Consider the following 23763-nt stretch of genomic DNA (forward strand, 5'->3'; position numbering starts at 1 on the left):
TGCAGCAAGCGCAAGGCCGGCCCGGCTTCCCGTGAGCCTGACAACGCAACGGCGCCAGGCACCGGCAGCGCCGATGCCAGCAATCGGAAGTCAAACAGCCGGGAACATGAGGTTTAAGCGACCACTGATTCGGCCAGCCATTGCTGGTAAGGCATCGGCAACTTGTGCGACTCACCCCGACCGATCGGGAAGTAGGTAAATCCGATGCGTGCCAGTCGGTCCGCGTCGTACAGGTTGCGGCCGTCGAAGATCACCGGTGCGTTGAGGCGTTGGCGGATAAACTCGAAGTCCGGTGCCTTGAACTGTTGCCATTCGGTGCAGATGATCAATGCATCGGCGCCGGACAAGACCGACTCGGGCGTCCCCATGAGCATCAGTTTCGATTCATCCGGATACAGCTTCTGGGTTTCCTGCATGGCTTCCGGATCGAACGCGCGGACATTCGCCCCGGCGGCCCACAACGATTCGAGCAACACCCGGCTCGGTGCATCGCGCATGTCGTCGGTATTGGGTTTGAAGGCCAGGCCCCAGACGGCAAAGGTCTTGCCACGCAAGTCGCCCTTGTAGAACGCGTTGATGCGCTCGAACAGCTTGTGCTTTTGCCGCTCGTTGATGGCTTCCACCGCTTGCAGCAGGTCACTCGAGCAATGGGCCTCTTCGGCGCTGTGGATCAGGGCGCGCATGTCCTTGGGGAAGCACGAGCCACCGTAGCCGCAACCGGGATAGATGAAGTGGTAGCCAATGCGCGAGTCGGCGCCAATGCCCAGGCGTACCGATTCGATATCGGCACCCAGGTGTTCGGCCAGTTCGGCGATCTGGTTGATGAAGCTGATCTTGGTCGCCAGCATGCAGTTGGCGGCGTATTTGGTCAGTTCGGCGCTACGCAGGTCCATGAACATGATGCGTTCGTGGTTGCGGTTGAAGGGTGAGTACAGGTCACGCATTACGTCACGCACCTCATCGCGTTCACAGCCGATGACGATACGGTCCGGGCGCCGGCAGTCGGCCACGGCCGAACCTTCTTTCAAGAACTCCGGGTTGGAGACGATATCGAACTGCAATACCCGTCCGACACTGAGCAGGCATTTGTCGATGTGTGCACGCAAGGCGTCGCCGGTGCCGACCGGGACGGTGGATTTCTCCACCAGGATCGCCGGTTGCTCGCGATGACGCGCCACGGCTTCGCCCACCGACATCACGTAGCGCAAGTCCGCCGAGCCGTCGTCCCGGGAGGGAGTACCGACTGCGATGAACAGGACCTGGCCGTGCTGGACGGCAAATTTTTCGTCGCAGGTGAACTGCAACCGCTTGGCGTCGAGGCCTTCGCGCACCAGGCTGGCCAGGCCGGGTTCGAAAATGCTCACGTGGCCCTGTTGGAGCAGTTCGACTTTTTTTTCGTCAACGTCCATGCAGATCACGTCGTGGCCGACTTCCGCCAGTACCGCGGCCTGCACCAGGCCAACATAACCGCTACCAAACACACTGATTTTCATGGGGCACTCCTTTGTTCGGGCGCACGAGCAGGTCGGGAATTGATGGTGATGACGCCGAGGATGACCAATGCCACGCCAAGGCTTTTTGTAAGGCTGAGCGCTTCGCTGAACAGCGGCAGGCTGGCGGCCAGCAGGTACACCAGCGCGTAGCTGATGCTCAGCAACGAGTAGGCACGACCCAGGGGCAGGTCCCGCAGGGCGGCGAGCCAGCAGAGCATCGACAAGGCGTAGGCGAGGATGGCCACGAGCACCACGGCAACGGCAGTCAGGTCGATGTGCGCGCCGAGCCACTGTTCTGGCGCTGGCAGGTGGCTCATGCTCCAGCGCATGCCCAATTGGGCGGCACTGACCAGCAACACACTGCCCAGTGCGAAAGTGATACCGCGCCTGCAGTTCATGCGTGTTGCCCCAACAGAGCCACGCCACCGATCACCAATGCCACACCGACCCAGTGGCGGCGGTCGATGGTTTCGTGGAACACGAAACGCGCAACAAGGGTGATCAGCACGAAGTTCAGGCTCAGCATCGGATAGGCAATCCCGACTTCCAGGCGTTGCAGCACCAGCAGCCATACCAGCAGGCCCAGGCCCAACGCAGCCAGAGCCAGCCAAAGCCAGGGCGAGCGCAGTTTGTCCATCCACCCGGAAGGTTTGCCGCGCCAGCTTTCCACCGCATACTTCTGGGCGACCTGGCCCAGGCAGGTCAGCAGGCAGGCGATCAGCAGCAATAGCAGGCTCATGGTGCCGCCTGAGGGATAATCAAAATCACCAGGTTGCCTTGTTCATAGCGCTTGCCCTCTTTGGGCAGCTGTTCGAGTTCACGCAGCTCTTCCTCACCCTTGACCCGCATGACCACACCGACCGAGCCTTGCTGGCGGGCATCGTGCATCCACTGCTGCACCTGGTCCGGGTTGACACGCTGCTCAAGCGAATCAGGATAGGCAAGGCCATATTTCAATTCGCCTATCGTGTTGAAAAAAGCCACGTGCGGCCGTTTCATCCGCCAGGACAGCGCCGAAGCGGCGCCCAGGTCGTTGCTCAGCAACCTGGCGCTCTGGCCGAGTTCCTGGGCGTGATCGAGGATGAACTGGTCGGGCGTTTTGTTGGCGACTACGGAATTGGGCAGGCCGGCAGGCATCAGACCGGCGAACAGCAGGCTGCCAAAGGCCGGGGCGGCCCAGCACTGTAATGGGCGGAAAGCTTGCAGCAGATTGGCCATGATCCAGCCGATCAAGCCGATGAACACCAACACCAGGTTGTGCAGCTCATGATCGTAGATCGGTTTTTTCAGTTGCACGTAAACCAGGGCCAGCAGGGTGACCACGCCCACCACCAGGTTCAGCAGGCCATTGATGCCAAGCACGCGGCCTTGTTCGAGCTTCAACCGGTCAGCCAGCGCATGGCCGAGCAACAAGGCCAGGGGTAACAGGCACGGCAGGATGTAGGCCGGCAGTTTGCCTTTGCTCAGGCTGAAGAAGACCAACGGCATCCATAGCCACAGCAGCAGGAACCCGATACCGGACTGGCGTCGGGTCTGCCAGGCTTGCTTGAGTGCGGGCGGCAGCAAGGCGACCCACGGCATGCTGAAAGCCACCAGCAACGGCAGGTAATACCACCAGGGCGCGTTATGCTGGGCGTCGTCCCCGGCAAAACGGCGGATGTGTTCGTGCCAGAAGAAGAACCGCCAGTAGTCGGGCTCCTGGGCGTGCACGGCGAGTGCCCACGGCAGGCTGACGGCGATGGCGACCACGACCGCCACCGGGCCGTAGACCAGTAATTCACGCCAGCGCTTTTGCCAGATCACCCAGGGCAGGGCGACCAACACGGGCAGCAACCAGGCCAGGAAGCCCTTGGTCAGGAAGCCCATGCCACAGGCCAGACCCAGCACCGCCCACGCTACCAGCCGTTGACGGCGACTGACGCTGTCCAGCGCAAACCACAAGGCGACCAGGCTGAGGTTGACCCAGAAGGTGAATTGCGGATCGAGGTTGGCGTACCCGGCCTGCCCGGCGATGACCGTAAAGCTCATGTAGAGCAAGGCGCAGGCAAAACTCTTGCGCGGTTCGTTCCACAGGCGGCGGGCGATCAGGTAGCACAGCAGCACGCTCAAACCGGTGCTAAGGGCCGAGGCGAAGCGCACCCCGAAAAGGTTCTGGCCGAACAGCGCCTGCCCGATGGCAATCATCCAGTAGCCGGCCGCCGGTTTTTCGAAATAGCGTACGTCCATGAAATGCGGCGATACCCAGTTGCCGCTCAGGAGCATGCCCTGGCTGATCTGGGCGTAGCGGCTTTCGTCGGGAATCCACAAGCCATGACTACCCAGTGGCAGCAGGTACGCCAGCGCCATCATGGCCAGCAATATCGGCAAAGCCCAGCGTTTACTCATGCGCCTTGCACTCCCAGCCAGCCTTCGCGACCTTCGAGTGCACCGCGTACCACACGGCCGATCGGCAGACTGTCAGGGGTTTCGGGCAACAAGTCGCCCAAGGGTTGAAAACAGATGTCCCGCTGACGCGCATCACTCAGCAGTTGACGGAAATCGTTGGCCATCAGAATCCCTTCTACCTCGGCATGGATCGTGTAGACGTTGAGTGTTTCCGGAGTGAACCGGTCCAGGATGAACCTGTTGAAGTCCTTGGCGGCGACGCTGGGGCCGACCACTTCGTCGAAGGTCGGCAGGTCCACCGGAATTTGTGGTGCGCCCAGGCAACCATTGGCCAATCGAGGCTGGAACAGGCTCTGGCCACGGCAATCGCTGTTGTAGCGAAAGCCGAACCCTTGCTTGGCCTCGATCACACGCTCGTCGGCACGCCAGCCGGCGGACGCCGAGCAGGTGATCTTTTCCCCGAGAATGTCGCTGAGGGTGTCCACGCCACGGCGTATCTGCTCGACCAGTCGTGCGTCACTCCAACGCCCGGCATTGGCTTGCCAGCCATGGTGGTCCCAGGCGTGCAGGCCGACTTCATGCCCCGCATCCCGGGCCTGACGCATCAAGTGCCCCAGGTCGCGGCCGATCGGTTTTCCAGGCCATGCGGTGCCGGCCAGCAGAATGTCCCAGCCATACAGGCCGGCTGCATTGGAACGGAGCATTTTCCAGAGAAACTGTGGACGGATGAGGCGCCACAAGTGGCGCCCCATGTTGTCCGGCCCGACACTGAAGAAGAACGTCGCCTTGATCTGTGCTTCGTCAAGGATTTCCAGCAACCTGGGCACCCCTTCACGGGTGCCTCGATAGGTGTCGACATCGATCCGCAGTCCTGCCTGCATCAGTGCTTGTCCGCGATTTCGAGCATGGCTTCACGCAGGAAGAAATCCAGGGTGTTGCCGATGGTTTCGCTCATCTCGACGGTCGGCGTCCAGTCCAGCAGGCGCTTGGCGTTGGCGATGCTCGGCTTGCGATGGGACACGTCCTGGTACCCGCTGCCGTAGAACGCCTTGCTCTCGATATCGCGGAAACCGGCGAACGGAGGGAAGTTGTGACGCAACGGGTGAGCCTCGAACTGGCGCAGCAGCTCTTCGCCCAACTGACGGATGCTGGCCTCGTTTTCCGGGTTGCCGATGTTGATGATCTGGCCGTTGCAGACGTCGTTGTCGTTGTCGATGATTCGTGCCAGGGCTTCAACGCCGTCGGCGATGTCGGTGAAGCAGCGTTTTTGCTCGCCACCGTCGAACAGGCGAATCGGCGTACCTTCCACCAGGTTCAGGATCAACTGGGTAATCGCCCGGGAGCTGCCGATACGGGCCGAATCCAGACGGTCGAGGCGCGGCCCCATCCAGTTGAACGGACGGAACAGGGTGAAGTTCAGGCCTTTCTGGCCGTAGGCCCAGATCACCCGGTCCAGCAGTTGCTTGGAGACCGAGTAGATCCAGCGCTGCTTGTTGATCGGACCGACCACCAGGTTGGAGTTGTCTTCGTCGAAGTTGTTGTCCTGGCACATGCCATAGACTTCCGACGTCGACGGGAAGATCACGCGTTTGTTGTACTTGACGCAGTAGCGAACCAGTTTCAGGTTCTCTTCGAAGTCCAGTTCGAATACGCGCAGCGGGTTGCGGGTGTATTCGATTGGCGTGGCGATGGCCACCAGCGGCAGCACCACGTCGCACTTCTTGATGTGGTATTCGATCCACTCGGAGTGGATGCTGATATCGCCTTCGACGAAGTGGAAGTACGGGTGGCTGCGCAGGCGCTCGATGGCGTCCGAACCGATATCCAGACCGTAGACTTCGTAGCGGTCGTCACGCAGCAGGCGCTCGGACAAGTGGTTGCCGATGAAGCCGTTGACGCCGAGGATCAGCACGCGGGTGCGACGCGGGGCACGACCGGATTCGGCACCGCGCAGCACGGAACCGTCCACCAGGCCCAGTTCGTTGGCCAGTTGCGGGCCGCTCAGGTACAGGCCGTTGTCGTTGCGCTGGCCGGCGTTGATGATCAGCGAGTCTTCACCGCAGGCGATGCGCAGCGGATCGACGCTGATCACGCGGCCCGGCGCCTGGCCTTCGTTGCCCTTGGCGACTTCGGCGCTCCAGACAATCAGCTTGTGCTCGCCCACCGCGCAGAAGGCGCCCGGGTACGGCTGGGTCACGGCGCGAACCAGGTTGAACAGTTCTTCGGCCGGCTTGGCCCAGACCAGTTTGCCGTCAGCCGGCGTGCGACGGCCAAACACCGTGGCCTTGGATTCGTCCTGGGGTGTTTCGCTGGTTTTGCCTTGCAGCAGGGCCGGCAAGGTATCGCGCAGCAGATCAGCGGCCGCCGTGCGCAGTTTGCCGTGCAGGCTCAGCGCGGTGTCACTGCGCTCGATCGCGACTTTCTGCTGGGCAACGATAGCGCCGGCATCGGCACGCTTGACCATGCGGTGCAGGGTCACGCCGGTTTCCGTTTCGCCGTTGACCAGCACCCAGTTGGCCGGTGCGCGACCACGGTAGCGCGGCAGCAGCGAACCGTGCAGATTGAACGCGCCTTTGCGCGCGGTGGCCAGCAGCGGCTCGCTCAGCAGGTTGCGGTAGTAGAACGAGAAAATGTAGTCGGGATCGAGCTTGGCGATACGTTCGATCCACAACGGATGGTTGGCGTCCTCCGGTGCATGCACGGCAATGCCGTGGCGAGCGCACAGCTGCGCGACGGAGCCGTAGAAGGCGTTCTCCTTCGGATCGTCGGCGTGGGTGAACACCGCAGCGATCTCGAAACCGCAGGAGAGCAGGGATTCGATGCCGGCACAGCCAATATCGTGATAGGCGAAGACAACAGCTTTTGCACTCATGAAGGAACCTGATCAGAAGACGTGGAAGTAAGGCCGTCGACGGTGACAACGGAAGCGGGGGAGGCGGGCTGGCTACGCAGAACCTTCTCGACGAAAAAGCGCGGACGTGCACGCACGTCGCTGTACATGCGGCCCAGGTATTCACCCAACAGGCCCATGCCGATGAATTGCCCACCGGTGAAGACGAACAGCACGGCGAACAGGACGAAGGTGCCGCCACCGGCCCAACCGGCCCCGAACACCAGGCGCAGCATGATCAAGGCGATGGCGAACAGCATGCCAAGGGCCGCCATGCCGACACCGACGATGCTCAGCAGTCGCAGAGGCGTGGTGGTCATGCAGGTGACCAGGTCGAACATCAGGTTGATCAGGCGCATCGGGCTGTACTTGGAGTCGCCGTGTTCACGCTCGGCGTGGGTCACGAGGATTTCCGTGGTGTGGCGGGCAAAACTGTTGGCCAGGATCGGAATGAAGGTGCTGCGTTCACGGCAGGCGAGCATGGCGTCGACGATGGTGCGTCGGTAGGCGCGCAGCATGCAGCCGTAGTCGCTCATGGCCACGCCGGTGGAGCGTTGCACGGCGAGGTTGATCAGCTTCGATGGCCAGCGGCGCAAGGCCGAGTCCTGGCGGTTGTTGCGCACGGTTGCGACCACGTCATAACCCAGCTCGGCCTGTTCGATCAGCCGCGGGATTTCTTCGGGCGGGTTTTGCAGGTCGGCATCGAGGGTGATGACGACATCGCCCTTGCATTGTTCGAAACCGGCCATGATCGCCGCATGCTGGCCGTAATTGCGGTTGAGGATGACGGCCACCACCGGGCTGCCTTCACGGGACGCGGCGTCCTCCAGAATCTGTGCGGAGTCATCGCGGCTGCCGTCGTCGACCAGCACGATTTCGTAGGCATGGTGCAACTGCTGGCAAGCCGCTTCGGTACGCCGGAGTAATTCAGGCAGGCTTTCCTGTTCGTTGTAGACCGGAATGACGATCGACACGAAGTTGATTGGGTAAGGTCTCAAAGGCTTCTATCCATGCAGTTTTCAATGGCACCGACGACGCGCTCGACATCATCGGTGGTCATGTCGGGGAATAACGGTATCGAACACAGCCGTGCCGAATTCCATTCGGTGTTGGGCAGGTACAGGTTGGGGTAACGCTGGCGGTAGTAGGTGTGCAGGTGCGTGGCAATGAAGTGAATGCCGGTGCCGATATTCTGCTCCTGCAGGGTTTTCATGAACGCTTCGCGATCCAGCCCACACTGCTCGGCATCGATACGCAGGATGAACAGATGCCAGGCGTGTTGCTGCGAATAAGCGGGGATGGCCAACGGTTGCACCGGCAAACCTTCCAGACGCTGCAAGTAGGTCTGGGCCAGTTGAGTTCGTTTGACGTTGATCTCGTCCAGGCGTTCCAGTTGCACCAGGGCGATGGCCGCGTTGATATCGGCCAGATTGTACTTGAAACCGGGTTCGACCACTTGCGCCTGTGGCTTGCGACCGTGGGTCATACGGTCGTAGGCATCGACCCCCAGCCCGTGAAACTTGAGCATGCGTACCCGCGAGGCCAGTGCCTCATCGTCGCTGACGAACATTGCACCTTCGGCGCAGGTCATGTTCTTGATCGCGTGGAACGAGAAGATCGCCGTGCCTTTGGCGCCGACGTGACGACCTTTGTAGCGCGTGCCCGCGGCGTGGGCGGCGTCTTCGACCACGGCAATGCCATGTTTGTCGGCGAGGGTGTAAAGCGGATCGAGATCGAAAGCCGCCCCGGCGTAATGCACCGGGATGATGGCTTTGGTGCGCGGCGTGATCGCAGCTTCGATTGTGCTCACATCGGTCATCAACGTGTTGCGGTCAACGTCGACGAACACGGGCGTGGCACCCAGCAGGGTGATCATGTTGGCGGTGGAAACCCAGGTCTGCGACGGCGTTATCACTTCATCGCCGGGACCGATGCCCAATGCCAGCAGGGTGATATGCATGCCGCCGGTGGCCGAGGAAAGTGCGACGGCATGTCGGCAACCGACGTAGTTGGCAAAGTGTTCTTCCAGTGCCTGGTTCTTCGGCCCGGTAGTGATCCACCCGGAACGCAATACTTGCTCGACGGCGGCGATTTCTTCGTCACCGATACCGGGACGGGAGAAAGGGAGAAACGCCTGACTCATGGGCACCTCAGGGGCTGTCAACGTAAATAGCCTTTGAGGCTAAAGGGATCCAGAAATCAGCTTAGACGCTAAATCAGAACCTGCATCAAATCAAATAGTTACCGGTCGGCGGTAAAAAACTGCATCGGTTGACTTTTTCCGCCATGGGCGGCAGGTTGGACGTCCATTCGGGTTGCGCCGACTTTATAGAAGGTTATGCCCGATTTTGTGAAAGGAACATGAAAAAACGGTTGGGGAATCGTTTTATCTGAAGGCTATTAAGCTGCTGTTCAGACTTCCCGCGTTTATGGCGTTTTTAGGAAAAGTCCTACAGGGCTAATGTCTTTTATATGATCGTTATTTCACTTCTTAGTTGCTTCATTGAACTGTTTACATTCAAGGCCGTTTCGTTTGATTGACTTACCTGTAACTGATGCTCGCATGCCCCTGACCAATCCGCTGACCCTGTATCTGGCGCGACTGGCACCCTCCAGCCAGCTGACCATGCGCTATGTGCTGCAGGACGCCGCCGACCGCCTGGGCTTCGAAGACTGCGATATCGAGGAGATACCCTGGCACAACCTGCAGCCTGAAGACGTAATCGCACTGGTGGCCGCATTGCGTTCAGACGGCTATGCGCCGAACACCTCTTCACTGTATGTCAACGCGGTGCGCGGGGTGATGAACGAAGCGTGGCGCATGAGCCTGATCTCGCAGGAGCACCTGTTGAAGATGCGCTCGGTGAAGGGCATCGCCGGTACACGGCTGTCCCAGGGACGCAACCTCAGGCGTACGCTGATCCAGGAACTGATGGCGGTCTGCGCCGCCGATCCACGGCCACAAGGCTTGCGGGATGCGGCGATCATCGGGATTTTGTACGGCTCGGGAATGCGCAAGTCCGAATCGGTGAACCTGGAGCTTAACCAGGTCGACTTCACCCAGCGCAGCCTGCAGGTGACCGCCAAGGGCAACAAACAGTTGATCAAGTACGCGCCGGCCTGGGCCTTCGCCAAACTGCAAGCCTGGCTTGAACTGCGCCGTTCCTTGCTCAAGGAAGGCGAACCGGACGATCCGTTCCTTTTCAACCGCATCCGCCGTGGCAGCCACATCACCCGTGAGCGCATCACCAAACATGCGATCTACTACATCGCCCGGCAGCGGGGCGCGCAGGTCGGGGTGAAAATCATGCCCCACGACTTCCGGCGTTCATTCATTACCCGGGTGATCGAGGAGCATGACTTGTCGATTGCGCAGAAACTGGCACACCACAGCAACATCCAGACCACGGCCAACTACGATGTGCGCGACGACAACGAGCGGCGTCGGGCAGTGGATCGTTTCGACCTGTGAACGATTACAGCTCGCTCAAGACGTGGGCGTGGCCAATGGTCGAGACCTGAACCGCGCTGCCGGCGGGTGGTGCGTACATGCCGGAACTGCGCACCAGCAGTGATCGGCCCGGTTGCTCGTGGCTGGTCGATGACTGGAGTTCGACTGTCAGCGTGCAAGTGTTGCCGCTGAAATCCCGATCGGTGACCACGGCCCGGCAACCACCGGCTTCCGGGTCGCTGGGGTGGACACTGGCCAATTGCAGCTGTTCGGGGCGCAGCATGATCTGCGCCGAATTGTTGTTGCGGTGGTTGTTGACCGGGATCCGCCCCAGGTCGCAATGGGCCCAACCGGCCTCGATACGTGCCGGCATCACCACCGCATCCCCCAGGAACAGGGCGGTCTGTTCGTCTTCGGGATAGCGGTAAAGGTCCAGCGGATGCCCTGACTGCACCAGTCGGCCATGGCGCATCACCGCCAACTGGTCGGCGAACGACAGCGCTTCACTCTGGTCATGGGTGACCAGAATGGTGGTGACGCCCGCGTCTTCCAGCAGCCGCGCGACCATCTTGCGCATCGCGGCGCGCAATCCGGTATCGAGCGCCGAGAACGGCTCGTCCAGCAGCATCAGCCGTGGCTGTTGCGCCAATGCCCGGGCCAGGGCCACGCGCTGTTGCTGGCCGCCGGACAATTCGTGAGGCCAGCGCTCGGCCATCTTCGCGTCCAGCGCCACGCTGTCCATCAGTTCGGCGACGCGCTGTTGTTTTTCAGCGCCCTTGGTCGACAAGCCGAAGCCGATGTTCGCCGCCACGGTCATGTGCGGAAACAGCGCGCCGTCCTGCGGCACGTAGCCGATCAGGCGTTGATGGGCCGGCACTTCGTGGGTGCCGTCGACCAGGGTCTGGCCATTGAGCGAAAGACGTCCGGAATCGGGGAATTCGAAGCCGGCAATCATTCGCAGCAAGGTGGTTTTGCCGGAGCCGGACGGGCCGACGATGACCGTGCGACTGCCGCTTGGCACCGACAGGCTGACGTTGTCCAGCGCGCAATGGGCGCCATAGGACTTGTAGAGGGCATTCAGTTCAAGAGTGTTCATCGGCCAGCCGTTTTTTTCGATTGGTGATAAAGAAGTCCGGTCAGCGGCAGCGACAGCACAACCATCAATAAGGCGTAGGGCGCCGCGGCGGCGTAATCGATTTCGCTGGTCATGGCCCAGAATCCGGTGGCCAGGGTGCGCGTGCCGTTCGGGGCCAGCAGCAGGGTGGCGGTCAATTCGTTGGTGATCGCCAGGAACACCAGCGCCGCGCCGGCGGCGGCTCCGGGGGCGGCCAGGCGCAAGGTGATCAGCCACAGTGCCCGGGCCGGCGAACGACCAAGGCTGCGGGCGATGTTCTCCAGTTCCACCGGCGCCTGGGCGATGCCGGCGCGCAGGCTGACCAGCGCGCGGGGCAGGAACATCAGCAGGTACGCCAGCAACACGGTGAAGGTGGTCTGGTAAATCGGCCGGGCAAAATGGATCGTGACGGTGACCAGGGCCAACGCCACGATAATTCCGGGCAAGGAACTGGTGATGTAGTTGCAGCTTTCCAGCACGCGTTGCATTCGGCCGGGGTATCGGATCGACAGCCAGGCAATCGGGATCGCCGCTAACGTTGTCAGCGCCGCACCGGCGACGCCGAGCAACAGGGTTTGCTCCAGGGCAGGCAACAACTCGGCCATGTCCCAGACTTCCACGCCGCCGGCGATCAGCCATTTGCCCAAGGTGATCAAGGGCACGCCCAGGGCCAGGGCACAGGTCACGATTTGCAGCGTCAACGAAAAGAGGGTGGATGCCGGTTTCAGGCACACGATCCGTTGCTCCCGGGCGCTCCCCGAACCGACGCGAGCGTAGCGTGCCGAACCCCTAGCGGCGGACTCGGCCGTCAACATGGCCAGGCAACACAGTGCCAGCACACTGGCCAGCATGTGCGCCGCTGCGCCGTTGAAGGTCGATTTGAACTGATCGAAGATCGCGGTGGTAAAGGTGTCGAAACGGATCATGGCGTACAGGCCATATTCGGCCAGCAGGTGCAGGCCGACCAACAACGCGCCGCCGCAGATCGCCAGGCGCAATTGCGGCAACACCACGCGGAAAAACACTTTCCAGGGTTTGAGCCCCATGGACTCGGCGACGTCTTCGATGGCCGGGTCGAGCCGGCGCAACGTGGCCGCCACCGGCAAATACAGGAACGGGAAGTAGGCGATGACCGAGACCAGGACACCGGCAAACAAGCCGTGAATCGGTGGCACCAGGCTGACCCAGGCGTAGCTGTGAACGAACGCAGGCACCGCCAGCGGTGCAGTGGCCAGCAACGACCACCAGCGCCGCCCCGGCAGATTCGTGCGTTCGGTCAGCCATGCCAGTGTCACCCCCAGTGCCACGCACAAGGGAATCGTCAGCAGCACCAGCAACACGGTGTTGACCAGCAGTTCACCGACCCGAGGGCGGAACACCAGGGTCACGACGGTTGACCAGCCTGTCTGCAGGGACACGCCAATAACGTAAGCGATCGGCAGCAGTGCCAGTAATGAAACCAGCACCGACAAACCGATCACCCATACACCGCCACGCCCGGCGAATATTCCGCGGGATCGTCGACGCAATTGTGCGGGAGTCGCCTCGGCGACTCCCGCAGGCAGGGTTTCAGGCATCAATTAGAGCAGTCCGGCCTGTGTCATCAGCTCCACGGCTTTTTTGCTGTCGAGTTTTGACGCATCGACAGTCGGCGCATCGAGCTGATTCAGAGGCACCAGTTTAGGGTTGGATTCAGCGCCTTTACCCACGGCGTACTCAAACGACTTGCCGTTCTTCAGCACAGCCTGGCCGTCCTTGCCGGTAATGTACTTGAGGAACGCCTGGGCTTGTTCCTTGTGTTGGCTGGAAGCGAGGACACCGCCGCCGGAGATGCTGACAAAAGCGCCCGGATCCTTGTGCTTGAAATAGTGCAGGGCGGTGTTCTTGCTGTTTTCCCCGGTCTTGGACTGATCCACCAGGCTGTAATAGTGGTAGATCACACCGCTTTCGATCTGCCCGGCATTCACCGCCTTGAGTACCGCGCTGTTGCCACGGTAGCTGGTGTAGTTGGTTTTCATCGCCTTGAGCCAGTCCAGCGTGGCGGCTTCGCCCTTTTGTTGCAGGATGGCCGCGACGATGGCCTGGAAGTCAGCACCGCCTGGCGACGCGGCCCAGCGGCCTTTCCAGCTTGGGTCGGCCAGGTCCATGATCGATTTCGGCAGGTTGGTTTCCGAGAGTTTGCTCGGGTTGTACACAAACACCGTGGAGCGTGCGGCGATCCCGACCCATTTGCCGTGGGCCGGACGGTAGGCCGGGTCAACCTGCTCCAGCGTGGCTTTATCGACAGGCGCGAACAGCCCGGCGTTGTCGACCAGCACCATGGCCGGGGAGTTTTCGGTCAGGAATACATCGGCCGGAGAGGCCGCGCCTTCCTGCACGATCTGATTGCCCATTTCGGTGTCATCGCCATTGCGCAAGGTGACCGGGATACCGGTTTCCTGGGTAAAGCCCTCGACCCAGGCCTTGGTCAGGCCTTCGTGTTGCGCGTTGTACACCACAAGGCCGACGGAGTCAGCGGCATAGGCCTGGCCAGCGCTCAGCAAAGCGGTGGCCAGCAGGGCTTTTTTCAAGAACGAAGGGATTTTGGGAATCATTCTGCGGGCTGCTCCTGGTGCATTTTTTGAAAGTCATGTGCATTGAAACGCCAGTTAACCAATGCGAATCATTTGCATATCTGGAATTGCAGGGAATGTAGAGATCCAAATGAGAAAATAACGTCAAAAAAACCGTTAATACATGTAATTTTCATTCAGATTAGCAGCAGTGTGCCCACTGTGGCTCGACTCGTCGATCAAACGATATCGTCGATGAGAATGTGACGCTGCCCCGACGGCCTTTTTTCACTCCCCTGAAGCCAGTTGCTGCTGGCTCCGCGTGGCGTTCATCGGGGTTGCGAAAGGATAGCTCGGTGATTGCCGGTGTGCCGGGGAACGGGGCCACCCGCTTCAACTCTTCGTCAACGGCCCAACCGGGGGGGCGTAGGGCGCAGGCCTTGTGGTGCTTTTTCTGGCCTGCCTGTCAGGGCTGGATTGGCGGGAAGATCAGGACCTGCAGGTTGCCACGCTGATAACGCGTGCCGTCGGCAGGTAGCGCCTCGACCTCCTGGACCTCATCGACGCTGTTGACCCGCATCACCACCCCGACCGAGCCTCTCTTGCGCGCCTCGGTCATCCATCGCCCGACATCTTGCAGGGTCACCTTGCGTTCGGCGACAGCGGGATCCTGCAGGCCGTATTTCATTTCACCGACGACGTTGTAGAGCGCAATCTCCGGTCGGCCGGTCAGCCACGACAGGGCCGAGGCTGCCCCCAGGTCGTTGCTCAGCAGCGTGGTGGTCTGGTTCAGGCTGTCCAGGTGTTCGGAGATAAACTGGTCGGGCATCTTGCTGTCGACGATCTGGCCCGGCATGGCGGCGGGTAGCAGTGCCACCAGCAGCCAGATGCCGAGGGCCGGCATCGCCCATAACGTCAATGGCCGCAGGATTTGCAGGGCATTGGCGATGATCCAGCCCAGCAGCACGATGAACGCCAGGGATAGACTGAACATCTCGGTGTTTTCGAATATTTCTTTGCTCAGTTGCAGGTACAGCAAGGCGATCAGGGCCGCGGTGGCAATGATGACGTTGAGCGATCCGTTGAAAACAATGGCCCGCGGTTTGGATTGTTCCAACAGGCTGGTCAGTGCATGGCCCATCAGCAGTGCCAGCGGCAACAGGCACGGCATGATGTAGGTTGGCAACTTGCCGCTGCTCATGCTGAAAATCGCCAATGGCAACAACAACCAGAGCAGGAGAAAACCACCGACAGGCTGGCGTTTGTTGTTCCAGGCCTGGATGAATGTTGTCGGCAACAACACAGCCCAGGGCAGGGCGGAAACAACCAGCATCGGCAGGTAGAACCACAACGGACGGGCGTGTTGCGCGTTGTCGGCGGCGAAGCGGCGTACGTGTTCGTTCCAGAAAAAGAAATTCCAGAAGTCCGGTTCTTGATGGTGGATGGCCAATGCCCAGGGCAGGCAGACAGCCGCGGCGACCACGACAGCCAGTGGCCCGTAACGTAACAGCTCGCCAATACGACGCTGCCAGAGCATGTAGGGCAGGGCGATCACCGCCGGCAGCAGCCAGGCAAGGAAGCCCTTGGTCATGAAGCCCATGCCGCAGGCGATGCCCAGGACCGCCCAGGCACCCATCCGGGCACGCGTGGTGCGGCTGTCGATGGCAAACCACAGGGAGACCAGGCTCAGGTTGACCCACAGGGTGAATTGCGGGTCGAGGTTGGCGTACCCGGCCTGACCGGCAATCAGCCCGAAGCTCATGTAAAACAGTGCGCAGGCAAAGCTTTTACGCGGATCGTCCCAGAACCGGCGGGCAATCAGCCAGGTCAGCCACACGCTCAGCCCGGTGCTCAGCGCCGACGCGATGCGCACCCCGAACAAGTTGTCGCCAAACACCGCCTGACCGATGGCAATCATCCAGTATCCGGCGATTGGTTTTTCGAAATAACGAAGGCCCATGAAGTGTGGCGAGATCCAGTTCCCGCTCTGCAGCATTTCCTGACTGATCTGCGCATAACGGGTTTCGTCGGGAATCCACAGGCCGTGGCTCATCAGCGGCAGCAAGTAGAACGTTATGAACGCCAGGAACAACGCGAACAGCATCCAGCGCTCATTGGCAGGTGTCGTTGGTGCGAGCAGGCGGGAAGGATGGCCGATAAAATCCGGCAGTGGCTGATTTGACGTCATGTCTCGACCTTGGCGCAGAAAGGGCTGATTGAACAAAGATATGCAAGTTGCAAGAGAGATAAACGGGATGATATTGAACGGCGAGAAGTTCATTCATGTTTCTCGCCGTTTGTTCAGCTGATATTCAGTCAACTTTGAAGTAACTTGTTGCCAAAGTTTTCGCTGAGTGATGACTCAGTCTTTTTCTTGGCGCAGAGTATTCCAGTCTTCGGTATTCACAATACCGAGCACTTGCAGTTGCCCATTACCATCGATGTGGACAAACAACGAGCTGCCGTACTCGGCGTCCTTCGCCGCATGCTTGAGGCCGGTCTGCTGTTCAAAGTCCGCGATGCAACCGCTGTGGGTCACCAGCACCAGGTTGCGATGGGCCACCTTGTGCGCCACGACATCGTTACGCAGGGTCGTGCCGCAGGTGGCCAGCCATTCCTGGGTCCGAGGGTCGCTGTTGAACATGTAATGCGCGGTCTGCACGGTGCGTGTAACGGGGCTGGTCAGGATGTCGGTCTGCGACAGGCCCAGGTGTGCCAGCCCTTGCCCGACAACGGCGGCCGCTTCACTGCCGACACGGGTAATGCCGTCAGCCGGGCCCAGGCAAGGATTGCTGGAACGGTCGCACCGCTCGGTATGGCGAACCAGCACCGCGATCTCGCCGGCATTCCATTGTTGCAGCAGTTGGGCCCGGGCTGGCGCACCTTCCTCGGCCAGATTGGTCGGGGATTTCGGCCACAGGACAAAGCCGGTGACCAGCGCGATGATAGTCAGAGCACCCAGGGCGACGAGTGATTTGGACAGGCGCGAAAACCGTTTACGCATGACAGAGTTGAACAAGTTTTTCCACCCGTTGGTGCGCCAGGGAATATGCGGTTAAACAAAACTTGAAACGGCACAATGAAAATTCGCCGAAGTCTGGTTCGGTGAATTAGTTGCATGCCAAGTTAAAGGTGCGCAGGTGTCGGAACGGTGAACGGAATGTGAAAGAATTGCAGAGGTGGTTGTGGCGGGTAATTACTCAACTACTGGGAATTATTATCTTTTGCTCTTGCGTCGGATGGCAGCGCTCAAATGAGGTTCTTCACGCAACCCCGGGAAACACCAATAACGCAACACCTGTAGGAGCCAGCTTGCTGGCGATGGACTCCAGTGCGCCGCGTTTATCCAGTTAACACGCGTAATCGTTAACGACCATCGCTGGCAAGCCAGCTCAAGGTATCGGGTGTGTTTGTAGGAGATGCCGCAGGCTGCGATCTTTTGATCTCAAGCCATTCCGAAACCGCCAAAAGATCGCAGGCTGCGCCAGCTCCTACAGGGTATCGGGTGTGTTTGTAGGAGATGCCGCAGGCTGCGATCCTTTGATCTCAAGCGATTCCGAAACCGCCAAAAGATCGCAGGCTGCGCCAGCTCCAAGGGGCCATGCCCACGCTGAACTGTAGGAGCCCGCTTGCTGGCGATGGATGGCCTTCAGGACGAAGGGCAACTCGCCTGGTGTCGGGTAGCCGCCTGGCTGATCAGCGCGGCCAGGCGTTTGATGTTGTTTTGGTGGGCAAGTACCAGTTCATCGACACTTGTGCCTGACGGCGTTTGCAAGGTGCTGCGGCAAATCACCTGTGTCTTGTCGCCTGGCTCGGCACTGCGCAGACGCCATATCACGTCCATCAGCGCGTATTGACCGGGAACAGAATCAAAACGCTGCACATCGACCCGCACCGAATACCTGCCCTGTACGGGACTGTTGCCCAGTTGATCGGCCAGCGCACTGCTCAATTCGTCCACGAGGGTTGCGCCCCACCAATGGGTTTCGAGGATCGCCAGGCCACTGTTGCCCTCGCGAATGACGATCTGCGCACGATCGACCTGGGGCGGCAAGCTTAGCGTCTCGATCTGAATCACCCCGACGGTGGTCCTGGAATGATCGCCCACCTGGGGCGGGGTCAGGGTGTGGAACTGAATCGGGTCACTGCGGCAAGCGGCGAGCAGCAACAACGCGGTGAACACTGTGAACTTCAGCGGAAAAGCCATGGGTGTTGCTCCTGTGCTCAATTGCGCGGTGGCCCTTGCAGATCCATGGGCGGGGCATTGTTCGGGCGGCCGCGAAGCAGCGATTCCGGATGCCGTCCCAGGTAATCCGACAGATCACGCAAGGATCTCGACGTGCGTCCCAGTTCATCCAGGGTCTGATCCAGTTTTTCCCGTTGCGGCGAGTCGGCGGCCAAGGTCGAACCGGCGGATTGCAAGGTCGTATTGGCGGTTTCCATCGTCTTGCTGAAGTCCGACAGAGTGGTTTGCACGCCAGGCAGGATCTTGCCGTTGAATTGCATCATGCCCTTGCGCAGCTCGACGAGATTGCCATCGAGATTGCCGGCGATTCGCTCGATCGGCAGTTTGTTGATCTTGTCGACCATGGCTTCGAGTTTTTCCTGCAATTGCTCGAGGCTGCCAGCAATGGTTGGAATCATGACCGGGCGCGCCGTTGCATCGAAAGCGACTTTTTCTGCCTTGGGGTAGAAGTCCAGGGCGATGTACAACTGGCCGGTCAGGAAGTTGCCCGTGCGCGCCTGGGCACGCAGGCCGTTGTCGATAAAGGTGCCGATCAGACGTACGCCACCCGCTTCGTCATTGGGGTCATGATTGAGCGCCTTGAGCATCTTGTCGTGCGCCCTGCCCAGGCGTTGCGGGTAAATCACGATGCCGACGTTGACCGGAAAGGAACGAAGCTTCTCGTCGTAATCCAGATTGACCGACACCACCTTGCCGATTTCCACACCGAGGAACTCCACCGGCGCATCGACCTTGAGCCCGCGCATTGCCTGGTCGAAGCGCATGGCCAGGTACTGCGGCTTGCCGTTTGGCGGGGCGAGGGCGGTTTGCTGGTCGTCAAACAGTTCGTAGGCGTACTCCGCAGCGGCCGGTTTATCGCCTGGGCTGTAGTCGGGAGCGCGGAAGGCAATGCCGCCCACCAGCAGGGAGGACAACGATTCGGTCTTGACCGCAAAGCCGTTGGCGCCGACGTTCACGTCAATGCCACTGGCATTCCAGAAACGCGTGTTTTCGGTAACGTACTTGTCGTTGGGGGCGTGGATGAACAGCTCAATGTTCACGCCTTTGCCATCCGGGTCCAGCGCGTAGGCCACCACCTGACCCACCGGGATCTTGCGGTAGTAGACCGGGGAGCCGATATCCAGTGACCCCAGGTCCTGGGTGAACAGGGTGAAACGCTTGCCCGGCTCGCCGTAGGTGATGGGCGGCGGGTTTTCCAGCCCCGTGAAGCGTTTTGCCCGGCCGTTGGCCTGGCCGATATCGGCACCGATGTAATCGCCCGACAACAGCGTATCGATACCGGACACGCCACCCGCGCCAATGCGCGGACGCACGACCCAGAACTGCGAATCCTCGCGGGTAAAGCTTTCGGCCTGCTTGGCCAGCTTGATGGTGGCGTTGACACTCTTCTGGTCATCGCTCAGTTCCACATCCGAGACTTGGCCAATCACCACATTACGGTACTTGACCTCGGTTTTATTCGCCGTCAGGCCGCTCCCTGTCTTGAAGGTGACAACGATGGTCGGGCCTTGCTGCAGAATGCTGTGAACCACCAGCGAAATACCCACCAGCACCGCGACGATCGGTACGATCCAGACCAGCGAAACGCTGAAACGGCGGGTCTTGATCGGTGCCTGCCCAGGGGCTTGCGGCCCGTCAGTGGCTTGCGACTTCATCCGTGACCTCCTCATTGTGTGGGTTTTCCCGCTCTTTATCCCAGATCATGCGTGGATCGAAACTCATTGCCGAAAGCATGGTGAACACCACAACCAGACCGAAAAACAGAATGCCCGGGCGCGGCTCGATGTCGGCCAGGGCCTGGAATTTCACCAGCGAGGCCACCAGGGCCACGACTATCACATCGAGCATCGACCAGTAGCCGATGACCTCGACGAAGCGGTACAGCGTCGAACGCTCTTTGCGTGCCCACTCGCTGTCGCGTTGCACGGTGATCAGCAGCAAGGTGATGGCGACGAACTTGATGCCCGGCACCGCGATACTGGCAATGAAAATGATCAGGGCGATATCCCAGGCCCCGGCCTCCCAGAACTCCAGCACGCCGCTCATGATCGTGCTGTCGGCACCATGGCCGACCATTTCGGTGTTCATCACCGGCAACAGGTTGGCCGGGATGTAAAACACCAGGGCCGCGATCATGTAGGCCCAGGTGCGGGTCAGCGAATTGGTTTTGCGCCGGTGCAGCGGTGCCCCGCAACGCTCGCATTCGTGAGGTTCGTCAGTCATGTCGCAAGCCAGGCCGCAGGTGTGACACAGGCACAGGTTGAGCTCGTCGGCGTACGGAGGCGTGCTCATACAATGTCCCATAGTTCGCGGATGTCGCGCCCGGCGATGCGGATCATCATCAGGCTCAACACGGCCAGGGCAAACAACCCGATACCGGGCAGCACATCAAGCAGTCCGGCGAGTTTGATCACGGCGACCATGGCCCCCAGCAGGCAGACTTCGAGCATGCTCCAGGGCCTCAGGGTTTCCAGCCAGCGCATGCAGAATTTGAAGCCGGGTGAACGTTGTCCGGAAAGTGCGAAGCCCAACACCCAGATCAGCAGCAACAACTGGAAGATCGGCGCGACGATCATGGCGATCGCCGCCACCATGGCGATGAAGGTGATAGGCCCCAGGCTCAGGGCCAGCACCGAGTCCCAGAGGGTGGCGCTGTGCTTCGAGCCTTTGAGGCTGATGCTCATCACGGGATAGAAATTGGCGAAAATCCACAGCATCAACGCGGTGAAGGTCAATGCCAGACGCTGTTCCACTGTCAGGCCGTTATAGCGCTGCAGCACGCCGCCGCAGCGCGTACACAGGGTTTTCTGATGTTTGGCGAGCGTGACTTTCTGGTAAACGCTGTCGCAGTGCTCGCAGATGATCAGCTGATCGGTAGTTGCCATGGGTCAAGCTCAACAAGAGGCAGGAAATTCAGAGCACCCCCTCAATATAGAAGTGCCTCGCGATTGAGCAAATCGAAAGTCGAAACAAGGGGATGGAGGGCGTACCGGATGTTGCCCAAAGCATTGTGGGAGCGAGCCTGCTCGCGAAAGCGGTGTGTCAGGTAGCCCATTCTCTGGATGCCAAACAGTCTTCGCGAGCAGGCTCGCTCCCACAGGGTGAATCTGCCTTTCAGGAGAATTGTTTCAGCCCAGCATTTCCCGCATCCGATACCAGAACATGCCCAGAGCCAGCAGTGGCGAGCGCAGGGCGCGTCCGCCGGGGAAGGTCATGTGCGGCACCGCGCTGAACACGTCGAAGCCTTTGCTGTGCCCGGCATGGATCGCTTCGCCCAACAACTTCGCGCACCAGTGGGTCACGTTCAGGCCATGGCCGGAGTAGCCCTGGGCGTAGAACACGTTCGGGTGCTGGCTCAGGCGTCCGACCTGCGGGAAGCGGTTGGCCGAGATGCCGATCATGCCGCCCCACTGATAGTCAATGCGCGTTTTGGCCAGTTGCGGGAACACCTTGAGCATCTGCGGGCGCATGTAGGCCGCGATGTCCGCCGGGTCGCGCCCGGAGTAATGACAGGCACCGCCGAACAACAGACGCCGGTCAGCCGAGAGCCGGTAGTAATCCAGTCCGACTTTTTGGTCGCACAGCGCGACATTGTGCGGGATCAGTTGCCTGGCGGCGTCTTCCGACAAGGGTTCGGTGGCGATGATGTAGCTGCCCGCCGGGAGCACCTTGCCGCTGAGCTTCGGTTCCAGCTCTTCCAGGTGGGCATTGCAAGCCAGCACCAGCGTGGCCGCACGCACGGTGCCACCGGCACAGCGCACCTGCACGGTGCTGCCGTGGATCAACTCCAGCACCGGGCTTTGCTCGAAGATCTGCACGCCACGGGACTCGGCGACTTGCGCTTCGCCCAGTGCCAGGTTCAGCGGATGCAGGTGGCCCGAGCCCATGTCGACCAGGCCGCCGGCGTAAACGCCGGAGTCCACCACGTGCTCGCGGATCTGGCCAGGTTCGATGAGGCGCGTTTCATGGGCGTAACCGGACTCGAGCAATTCGGCGTGTTCGGCCTTCAGCCCGGCAAAATGCGCCGGGGTGTTGGCCAGTTCACAGAAGCCCCAGCGCAGGTCGCAATCAATGCCGTGTTCGCGGATACGTTGGGCCACGACTTGCACCGATTCGACCCCGGCCTGTTCCAGGTACTGCACGCCTTCGGCGCCCACATGTCTGGCAAAGCCGCTGACGTCATGGCCGATGCCGCGTATCAACTGGCCGCCGTTGCGCCCGCTGGCGCCCCAGCCAATCCGCCGGGCCTCCAGCAAAACCACCGAGAGTCCACGCTGGGCCAGCTCGATGGCGGTGTTGATGCCGGTGAAACCCGCGCCGACCACACAGACATCGGCCACCAGGTCCGAGGTCAGCGCGGGACGCTGCCTCATGCCCCTGGCGGACGCCGCGTAATAGGAGTGGGTATGTTCCTGGGTGTACTGATTCATTTGTTGGACTTCACTTTGCTCCACGAACGGGTCATCAGGCGCATGATCGACTGTGGCGGCGTGGTGGAGATGTAGAGTTTGTCGAGGACCTCCTGGGGCGGATACACCTCGGGGTTGCTGACCAGTTCAGGGTCCATGTACTGCTTGGCGGCCGGGTTCGGGTTGGCGTAGCCGACCGACGCGCTGACCTTGGCAATCACTTGCGGGTCCAGCAGGTAGTTGATGAAGGCGTGGGCTTCTTTCGGATTGCTGGCGTCGGCGGGGATGGCCAGCAGGTCGAACCACAGGTTGGCGCCTTCCTTGGGAATGGCGTAGGCGATGTTCACGCCGTTGTTGGCTTCCTTGGCGCGGTTGGCGGCCTGGAACACGTCGCCCGAGTAACCGAACGCCACGCAGATGTCGCCGTTGGCCAGGTCCGACACATACTTGGAGGAGTGGAAGTAGGTGATGTAGGGACGGATTTGCAGCAGCTTGGCTTCGGCCTTCTTGAAGTCCTCAGGGTTTTCGCTGCGCGGGTCCATGCCCATGTAGTTGAGGACCGCCGGGAACACTTCGTCCGCGGAGTCCATCATCGACACGCCGCAGGCACTGAGCTTCTTGATGTTTTCCGGTTCGAACAGCACGGCCCAGGAGTCGATCTTGTCGATGCCCAGCACAGCCTTGACCTTGTCGACGTTGTAGCCGATGCCGTTGGTGCCCCACAGGTAGGGCACCGAGTGGGCATTGCCGGGATCGTTTTTCTCCAGCAGCGCCAGCAGTTTCGGGTCAAGGTTCTTGAAGTTCGGCAACTGCTCGCGATCCAGTTTGAGGAACGCGCCGGCCTTTACCTGGCGGGCGAGGAAGTGGTTCGACGGCACGACCACGTCATACCCGGTGCGACCGGCGAGCAGTTTGCCTTCCAGGGTTTCGTTGGAATCGAAAACGTCGTAGATCACCTTGATCCCGGTCTTGGCCTGGAAGTCGGCGAGGGTGGTTTCGCCGATGTAGTCGGTCCAGTTGTAGACACTGACCTGGGGTTGAGCCTGGGCAATGGCGCTGAACAGAACCGCCAGTGCGGCCGGGACCACGGATTTCAATAGACGCATATCGATACCTTCTTGGAATTATTGGATTCTTCAGGCGATTTTTTGGTGTTTGAGCGGCCGTCTTCGCGAGCAGGCTCGCTCCCACAGGGGAATGCATTCCAATTGTGGGAGCGAGCC

20 protein-coding genes are annotated in these 23763 nt (G+C 60.6%); 1 reads left to right on the forward strand and 19 read right to left on the reverse strand.

Features of this window, described 5'->3' with window-relative positions; all coding sequences use genetic code 11:
- Positions 1-113: 113 nt before the first annotated feature.
- Genes AC3WJW_RS25030 through arnB form a run of 8 tightly spaced genes read right to left on the reverse strand, consistent with a single transcriptional unit; the run spans position 114 to position 8911 of the window.
- Entirely contained in the window at positions 114-1493 is a 1380-nt protein-coding gene (locus AC3WJW_RS25030; protein WP_493727815.1) for a UDP-glucose dehydrogenase family protein, read from the reverse strand.
- A complete protein-coding gene (gene arnF, locus AC3WJW_RS25035) occupies positions 1490-1891 on the reverse strand; it encodes a 4-amino-4-deoxy-L-arabinose-phosphoundecaprenol flippase subunit ArnF (RefSeq protein ID WP_493727816.1) in 402 nt (133 codons plus the stop codon). Before arnF ends, AC3WJW_RS25030 begins: the two co-directional genes overlap by 4 nt.
- Positions 1888-2232 (reverse strand): 4-amino-4-deoxy-L-arabinose-phosphoundecaprenol flippase subunit ArnE, encoded by a 345-nt coding sequence (gene arnE, locus AC3WJW_RS25040; protein ID WP_493727817.1) that lies wholly within the window; start codon positions 2230-2232, stop codon positions 1888-1890. Before arnE ends, arnF begins: the two co-directional genes overlap by 4 nt.
- A complete protein-coding gene (gene arnT, locus AC3WJW_RS25045) occupies positions 2229-3878 on the reverse strand; it encodes a lipid IV(A) 4-amino-4-deoxy-L-arabinosyltransferase (protein WP_493727818.1) in 1650 nt (549 codons plus the stop codon). Before arnT (AC3WJW_RS25045) ends, arnE begins: the two co-directional genes overlap by 4 nt.
- The gene (arnD, locus tag AC3WJW_RS25050; RefSeq protein WP_493727819.1) at positions 3875-4759 is read right to left on the reverse strand and encodes a 4-deoxy-4-formamido-L-arabinose-phosphoundecaprenol deformylase; all 885 of its coding nucleotides are present in this window, start codon (positions 4757-4759) and stop codon (positions 3875-3877) included. Before arnD ends, arnT (AC3WJW_RS25045) begins: the two co-directional genes overlap by 4 nt.
- Positions 4759-6750, reverse strand: coding sequence for a bifunctional UDP-4-amino-4-deoxy-L-arabinose formyltransferase/UDP-glucuronic acid oxidase ArnA (arnA, locus tag AC3WJW_RS25055; protein WP_493727820.1), 1992 nt, complete (start codon positions 6748-6750; stop codon positions 4759-4761). The genes arnD and arnA overlap by 1 nt, the downstream gene beginning before the upstream one ends.
- A complete protein-coding gene (arnC, locus tag AC3WJW_RS25060; protein ID WP_493727821.1) occupies positions 6747-7766 on the reverse strand; it encodes an undecaprenyl-phosphate 4-deoxy-4-formamido-L-arabinose transferase in 1020 nt (339 codons plus the stop codon). The genes arnA and arnC overlap by 4 nt, the downstream gene beginning before the upstream one ends.
- Entirely contained in the window at positions 7763-8911 is a 1149-nt protein-coding gene (gene arnB / locus AC3WJW_RS25065) for a UDP-4-amino-4-deoxy-L-arabinose aminotransferase (RefSeq protein WP_493727822.1), read from the reverse strand. Before arnB ends, arnC begins: the two co-directional genes overlap by 4 nt.
- 390 nt (positions 8912-9301) lie before the next feature.
- Between arnB and AC3WJW_RS25070 the strand changes: the two genes are divergently transcribed.
- Complete coding sequence (locus tag AC3WJW_RS25070; protein WP_493727823.1) at positions 9302-10240, forward strand: site-specific integrase; 939 nt, start codon at positions 9302-9304, stop codon at positions 10238-10240.
- Positions 10241-10244: 4 nt separating this feature from the next.
- Here AC3WJW_RS25070 and AC3WJW_RS25075 read toward each other — a convergent pair whose 3' ends face one another.
- The 11 genes from AC3WJW_RS25075 to AC3WJW_RS25125 all read right to left on the reverse strand — a co-directional run bounded on the left by AC3WJW_RS25075 (position 10245) and on the right by AC3WJW_RS25125 (position 23646).
- Positions 10245-11315: an ABC transporter ATP-binding protein gene (locus tag AC3WJW_RS25075; protein WP_493727824.1), complete on the reverse strand. Its 1071-nt coding sequence runs from the start codon at positions 11313-11315 to the stop codon at positions 10245-10247.
- Positions 11312-12910, reverse strand: a complete 1599-nt coding sequence (locus tag AC3WJW_RS25080; protein WP_493727825.1) for an ABC transporter permease — start codon at positions 12908-12910, stop codon at positions 11312-11314. Before AC3WJW_RS25080 ends, AC3WJW_RS25075 begins: the two co-directional genes overlap by 4 nt.
- 3 nt (positions 12911-12913) lie before the next feature.
- Complete coding sequence (locus AC3WJW_RS25085) at positions 12914-13927, reverse strand: iron ABC transporter substrate-binding protein (RefSeq protein WP_493727826.1); 1014 nt, start codon at positions 13925-13927, stop codon at positions 12914-12916.
- A 424-nt stretch (positions 13928-14351) separates the two neighbouring features.
- Positions 14352-16073 carry a lipid IV(A) 4-amino-4-deoxy-L-arabinosyltransferase gene (arnT, locus tag AC3WJW_RS25090; RefSeq protein ID WP_493727827.1) on the reverse strand — a complete coding sequence of 574 codons (1722 nt, stop codon included), beginning with the start codon at positions 16071-16073 and terminating at the stop codon, positions 14352-14354.
- Positions 16074-16247: 174 nt separating this feature from the next.
- The gene (gene pmrG / locus AC3WJW_RS25095) at positions 16248-16904 is read right to left on the reverse strand and encodes a lipopolysaccharide core heptose(II)-phosphate phosphatase PmrG (RefSeq protein ID WP_493727828.1); all 657 of its coding nucleotides are present in this window, start codon (positions 16902-16904) and stop codon (positions 16248-16250) included.
- 630 nt (positions 16905-17534) lie between these two features.
- A complete protein-coding gene (locus AC3WJW_RS25100; protein WP_493727829.1) occupies positions 17535-18092 on the reverse strand; it encodes a PqiC family protein in 558 nt (185 codons plus the stop codon).
- 17 nt (positions 18093-18109) lie between these two features.
- Positions 18110-19786, reverse strand: coding sequence for a PqiB family protein (locus AC3WJW_RS25105; RefSeq protein ID WP_493727830.1), 1677 nt, complete (start codon positions 19784-19786; stop codon positions 18110-18112).
- Positions 19767-20423, reverse strand: a complete 657-nt coding sequence (locus AC3WJW_RS25110) for a paraquat-inducible protein A (protein WP_095967088.1) — start codon at positions 20421-20423, stop codon at positions 19767-19769. The genes AC3WJW_RS25105 and AC3WJW_RS25110 overlap by 20 nt, the downstream gene beginning before the upstream one ends.
- Entirely contained in the window at positions 20420-21016 is a 597-nt protein-coding gene (locus AC3WJW_RS25115; RefSeq protein WP_493727831.1) for a paraquat-inducible protein A, read from the reverse strand. Before AC3WJW_RS25115 ends, AC3WJW_RS25110 begins: the two co-directional genes overlap by 4 nt.
- Positions 21017-21259: 243 nt before the next feature.
- Positions 21260-22561, reverse strand: coding sequence for an NAD(P)/FAD-dependent oxidoreductase (locus AC3WJW_RS25120; RefSeq protein ID WP_493727832.1), 1302 nt, complete (start codon positions 22559-22561; stop codon positions 21260-21262).
- Positions 22558-23646, reverse strand: coding sequence for a polyamine ABC transporter substrate-binding protein (locus AC3WJW_RS25125; RefSeq protein ID WP_102700075.1), 1089 nt, complete (start codon positions 23644-23646; stop codon positions 22558-22560). Before AC3WJW_RS25125 ends, AC3WJW_RS25120 begins: the two co-directional genes overlap by 4 nt.
- Positions 23647-23763: the final 117 nt, after the last annotated feature.

This window comes from Pseudomonas sp. GW821-FHT07G06, from assembly GCF_058986625.1.

Bases quoted from the DNA above. Each gene is read 5' to 3' on its own strand.
- arnB (WP_493727822.1), bottom strand. From the start codon at position 8,911: ATGAGTCAGGCGTTTCTCCCTTTCTCCCGTCCCGGTATCGGTGACGAA.
- arnT (WP_493727818.1), bottom strand. From the start codon at position 3,878: ATGAGTAAACGCTGGGCTTTGCCGATATTGCTGGCCATGATGGCGCTG.
- AC3WJW_RS25030 (WP_493727815.1), bottom strand. From the start codon at position 1,493: ATGAAAATCAGTGTGTTTGGTAGCGGTTATGTTGGCCTGGTGCAGGCC.
- arnF (WP_493727816.1), bottom strand. From the start codon at position 1,891: ATGAACTGCAGGCGCGGTATCACTTTCGCACTGGGCAGTGTGTTGCTG.
- AC3WJW_RS25125 (WP_102700075.1), bottom strand. From the start codon at position 23,646: ATGCGTCTATTGAAATCCGTGGTCCCGGCCGCACTGGCGGTTCTGTTC.
- arnA (WP_493727820.1), bottom strand. From the start codon at position 6,750: ATGAGTGCAAAAGCTGTTGTCTTCGCCTATCACGATATTGGCTGTGCC.
- AC3WJW_RS25110 (WP_095967088.1), bottom strand. From the start codon at position 20,423: ATGAGCACGCCTCCGTACGCCGACGAGCTCAACCTGTGCCTGTGTCAC.
- AC3WJW_RS25100 (WP_493727829.1), bottom strand. From the start codon at position 18,092: ATGGCTTTTCCGCTGAAGTTCACAGTGTTCACCGCGTTGTTGCTGCTC.
- AC3WJW_RS25120 (WP_493727832.1), bottom strand. From the start codon at position 22,561: ATGAATCAGTACACCCAGGAACATACCCACTCCTATTACGCGGCGTCC.
- AC3WJW_RS25080 (WP_493727825.1), bottom strand. From the start codon at position 12,910: ATGCCTGAAACCCTGCCTGCGGGAGTCGCCGAGGCGACTCCCGCACAA.
- AC3WJW_RS25075 (WP_493727824.1), bottom strand. From the start codon at position 11,315: ATGAACACTCTTGAACTGAATGCCCTCTACAAGTCCTATGGCGCCCAT.
- arnT (WP_493727827.1), bottom strand. From the start codon at position 16,073: ATGACGTCAAATCAGCCACTGCCGGATTTTATCGGCCATCCTTCCCGC.
- arnD (WP_493727819.1), bottom strand. From the start codon at position 4,759: ATGCAGGCAGGACTGCGGATCGATGTCGACACCTATCGAGGCACCCGT.
- AC3WJW_RS25115 (WP_493727831.1), bottom strand. From the start codon at position 21,016: ATGGCAACTACCGATCAGCTGATCATCTGCGAGCACTGCGACAGCGTT.
- AC3WJW_RS25105 (WP_493727830.1), bottom strand. From the start codon at position 19,786: ATGAAGTCGCAAGCCACTGACGGGCCGCAAGCCCCTGGGCAGGCACCG.
- arnE (WP_493727817.1), bottom strand. From the start codon at position 2,232: ATGAGCCTGCTATTGCTGCTGATCGCCTGCCTGCTGACCTGCCTGGGC.
- AC3WJW_RS25085 (WP_493727826.1), bottom strand. From the start codon at position 13,927: ATGATTCCCAAAATCCCTTCGTTCTTGAAAAAAGCCCTGCTGGCCACC.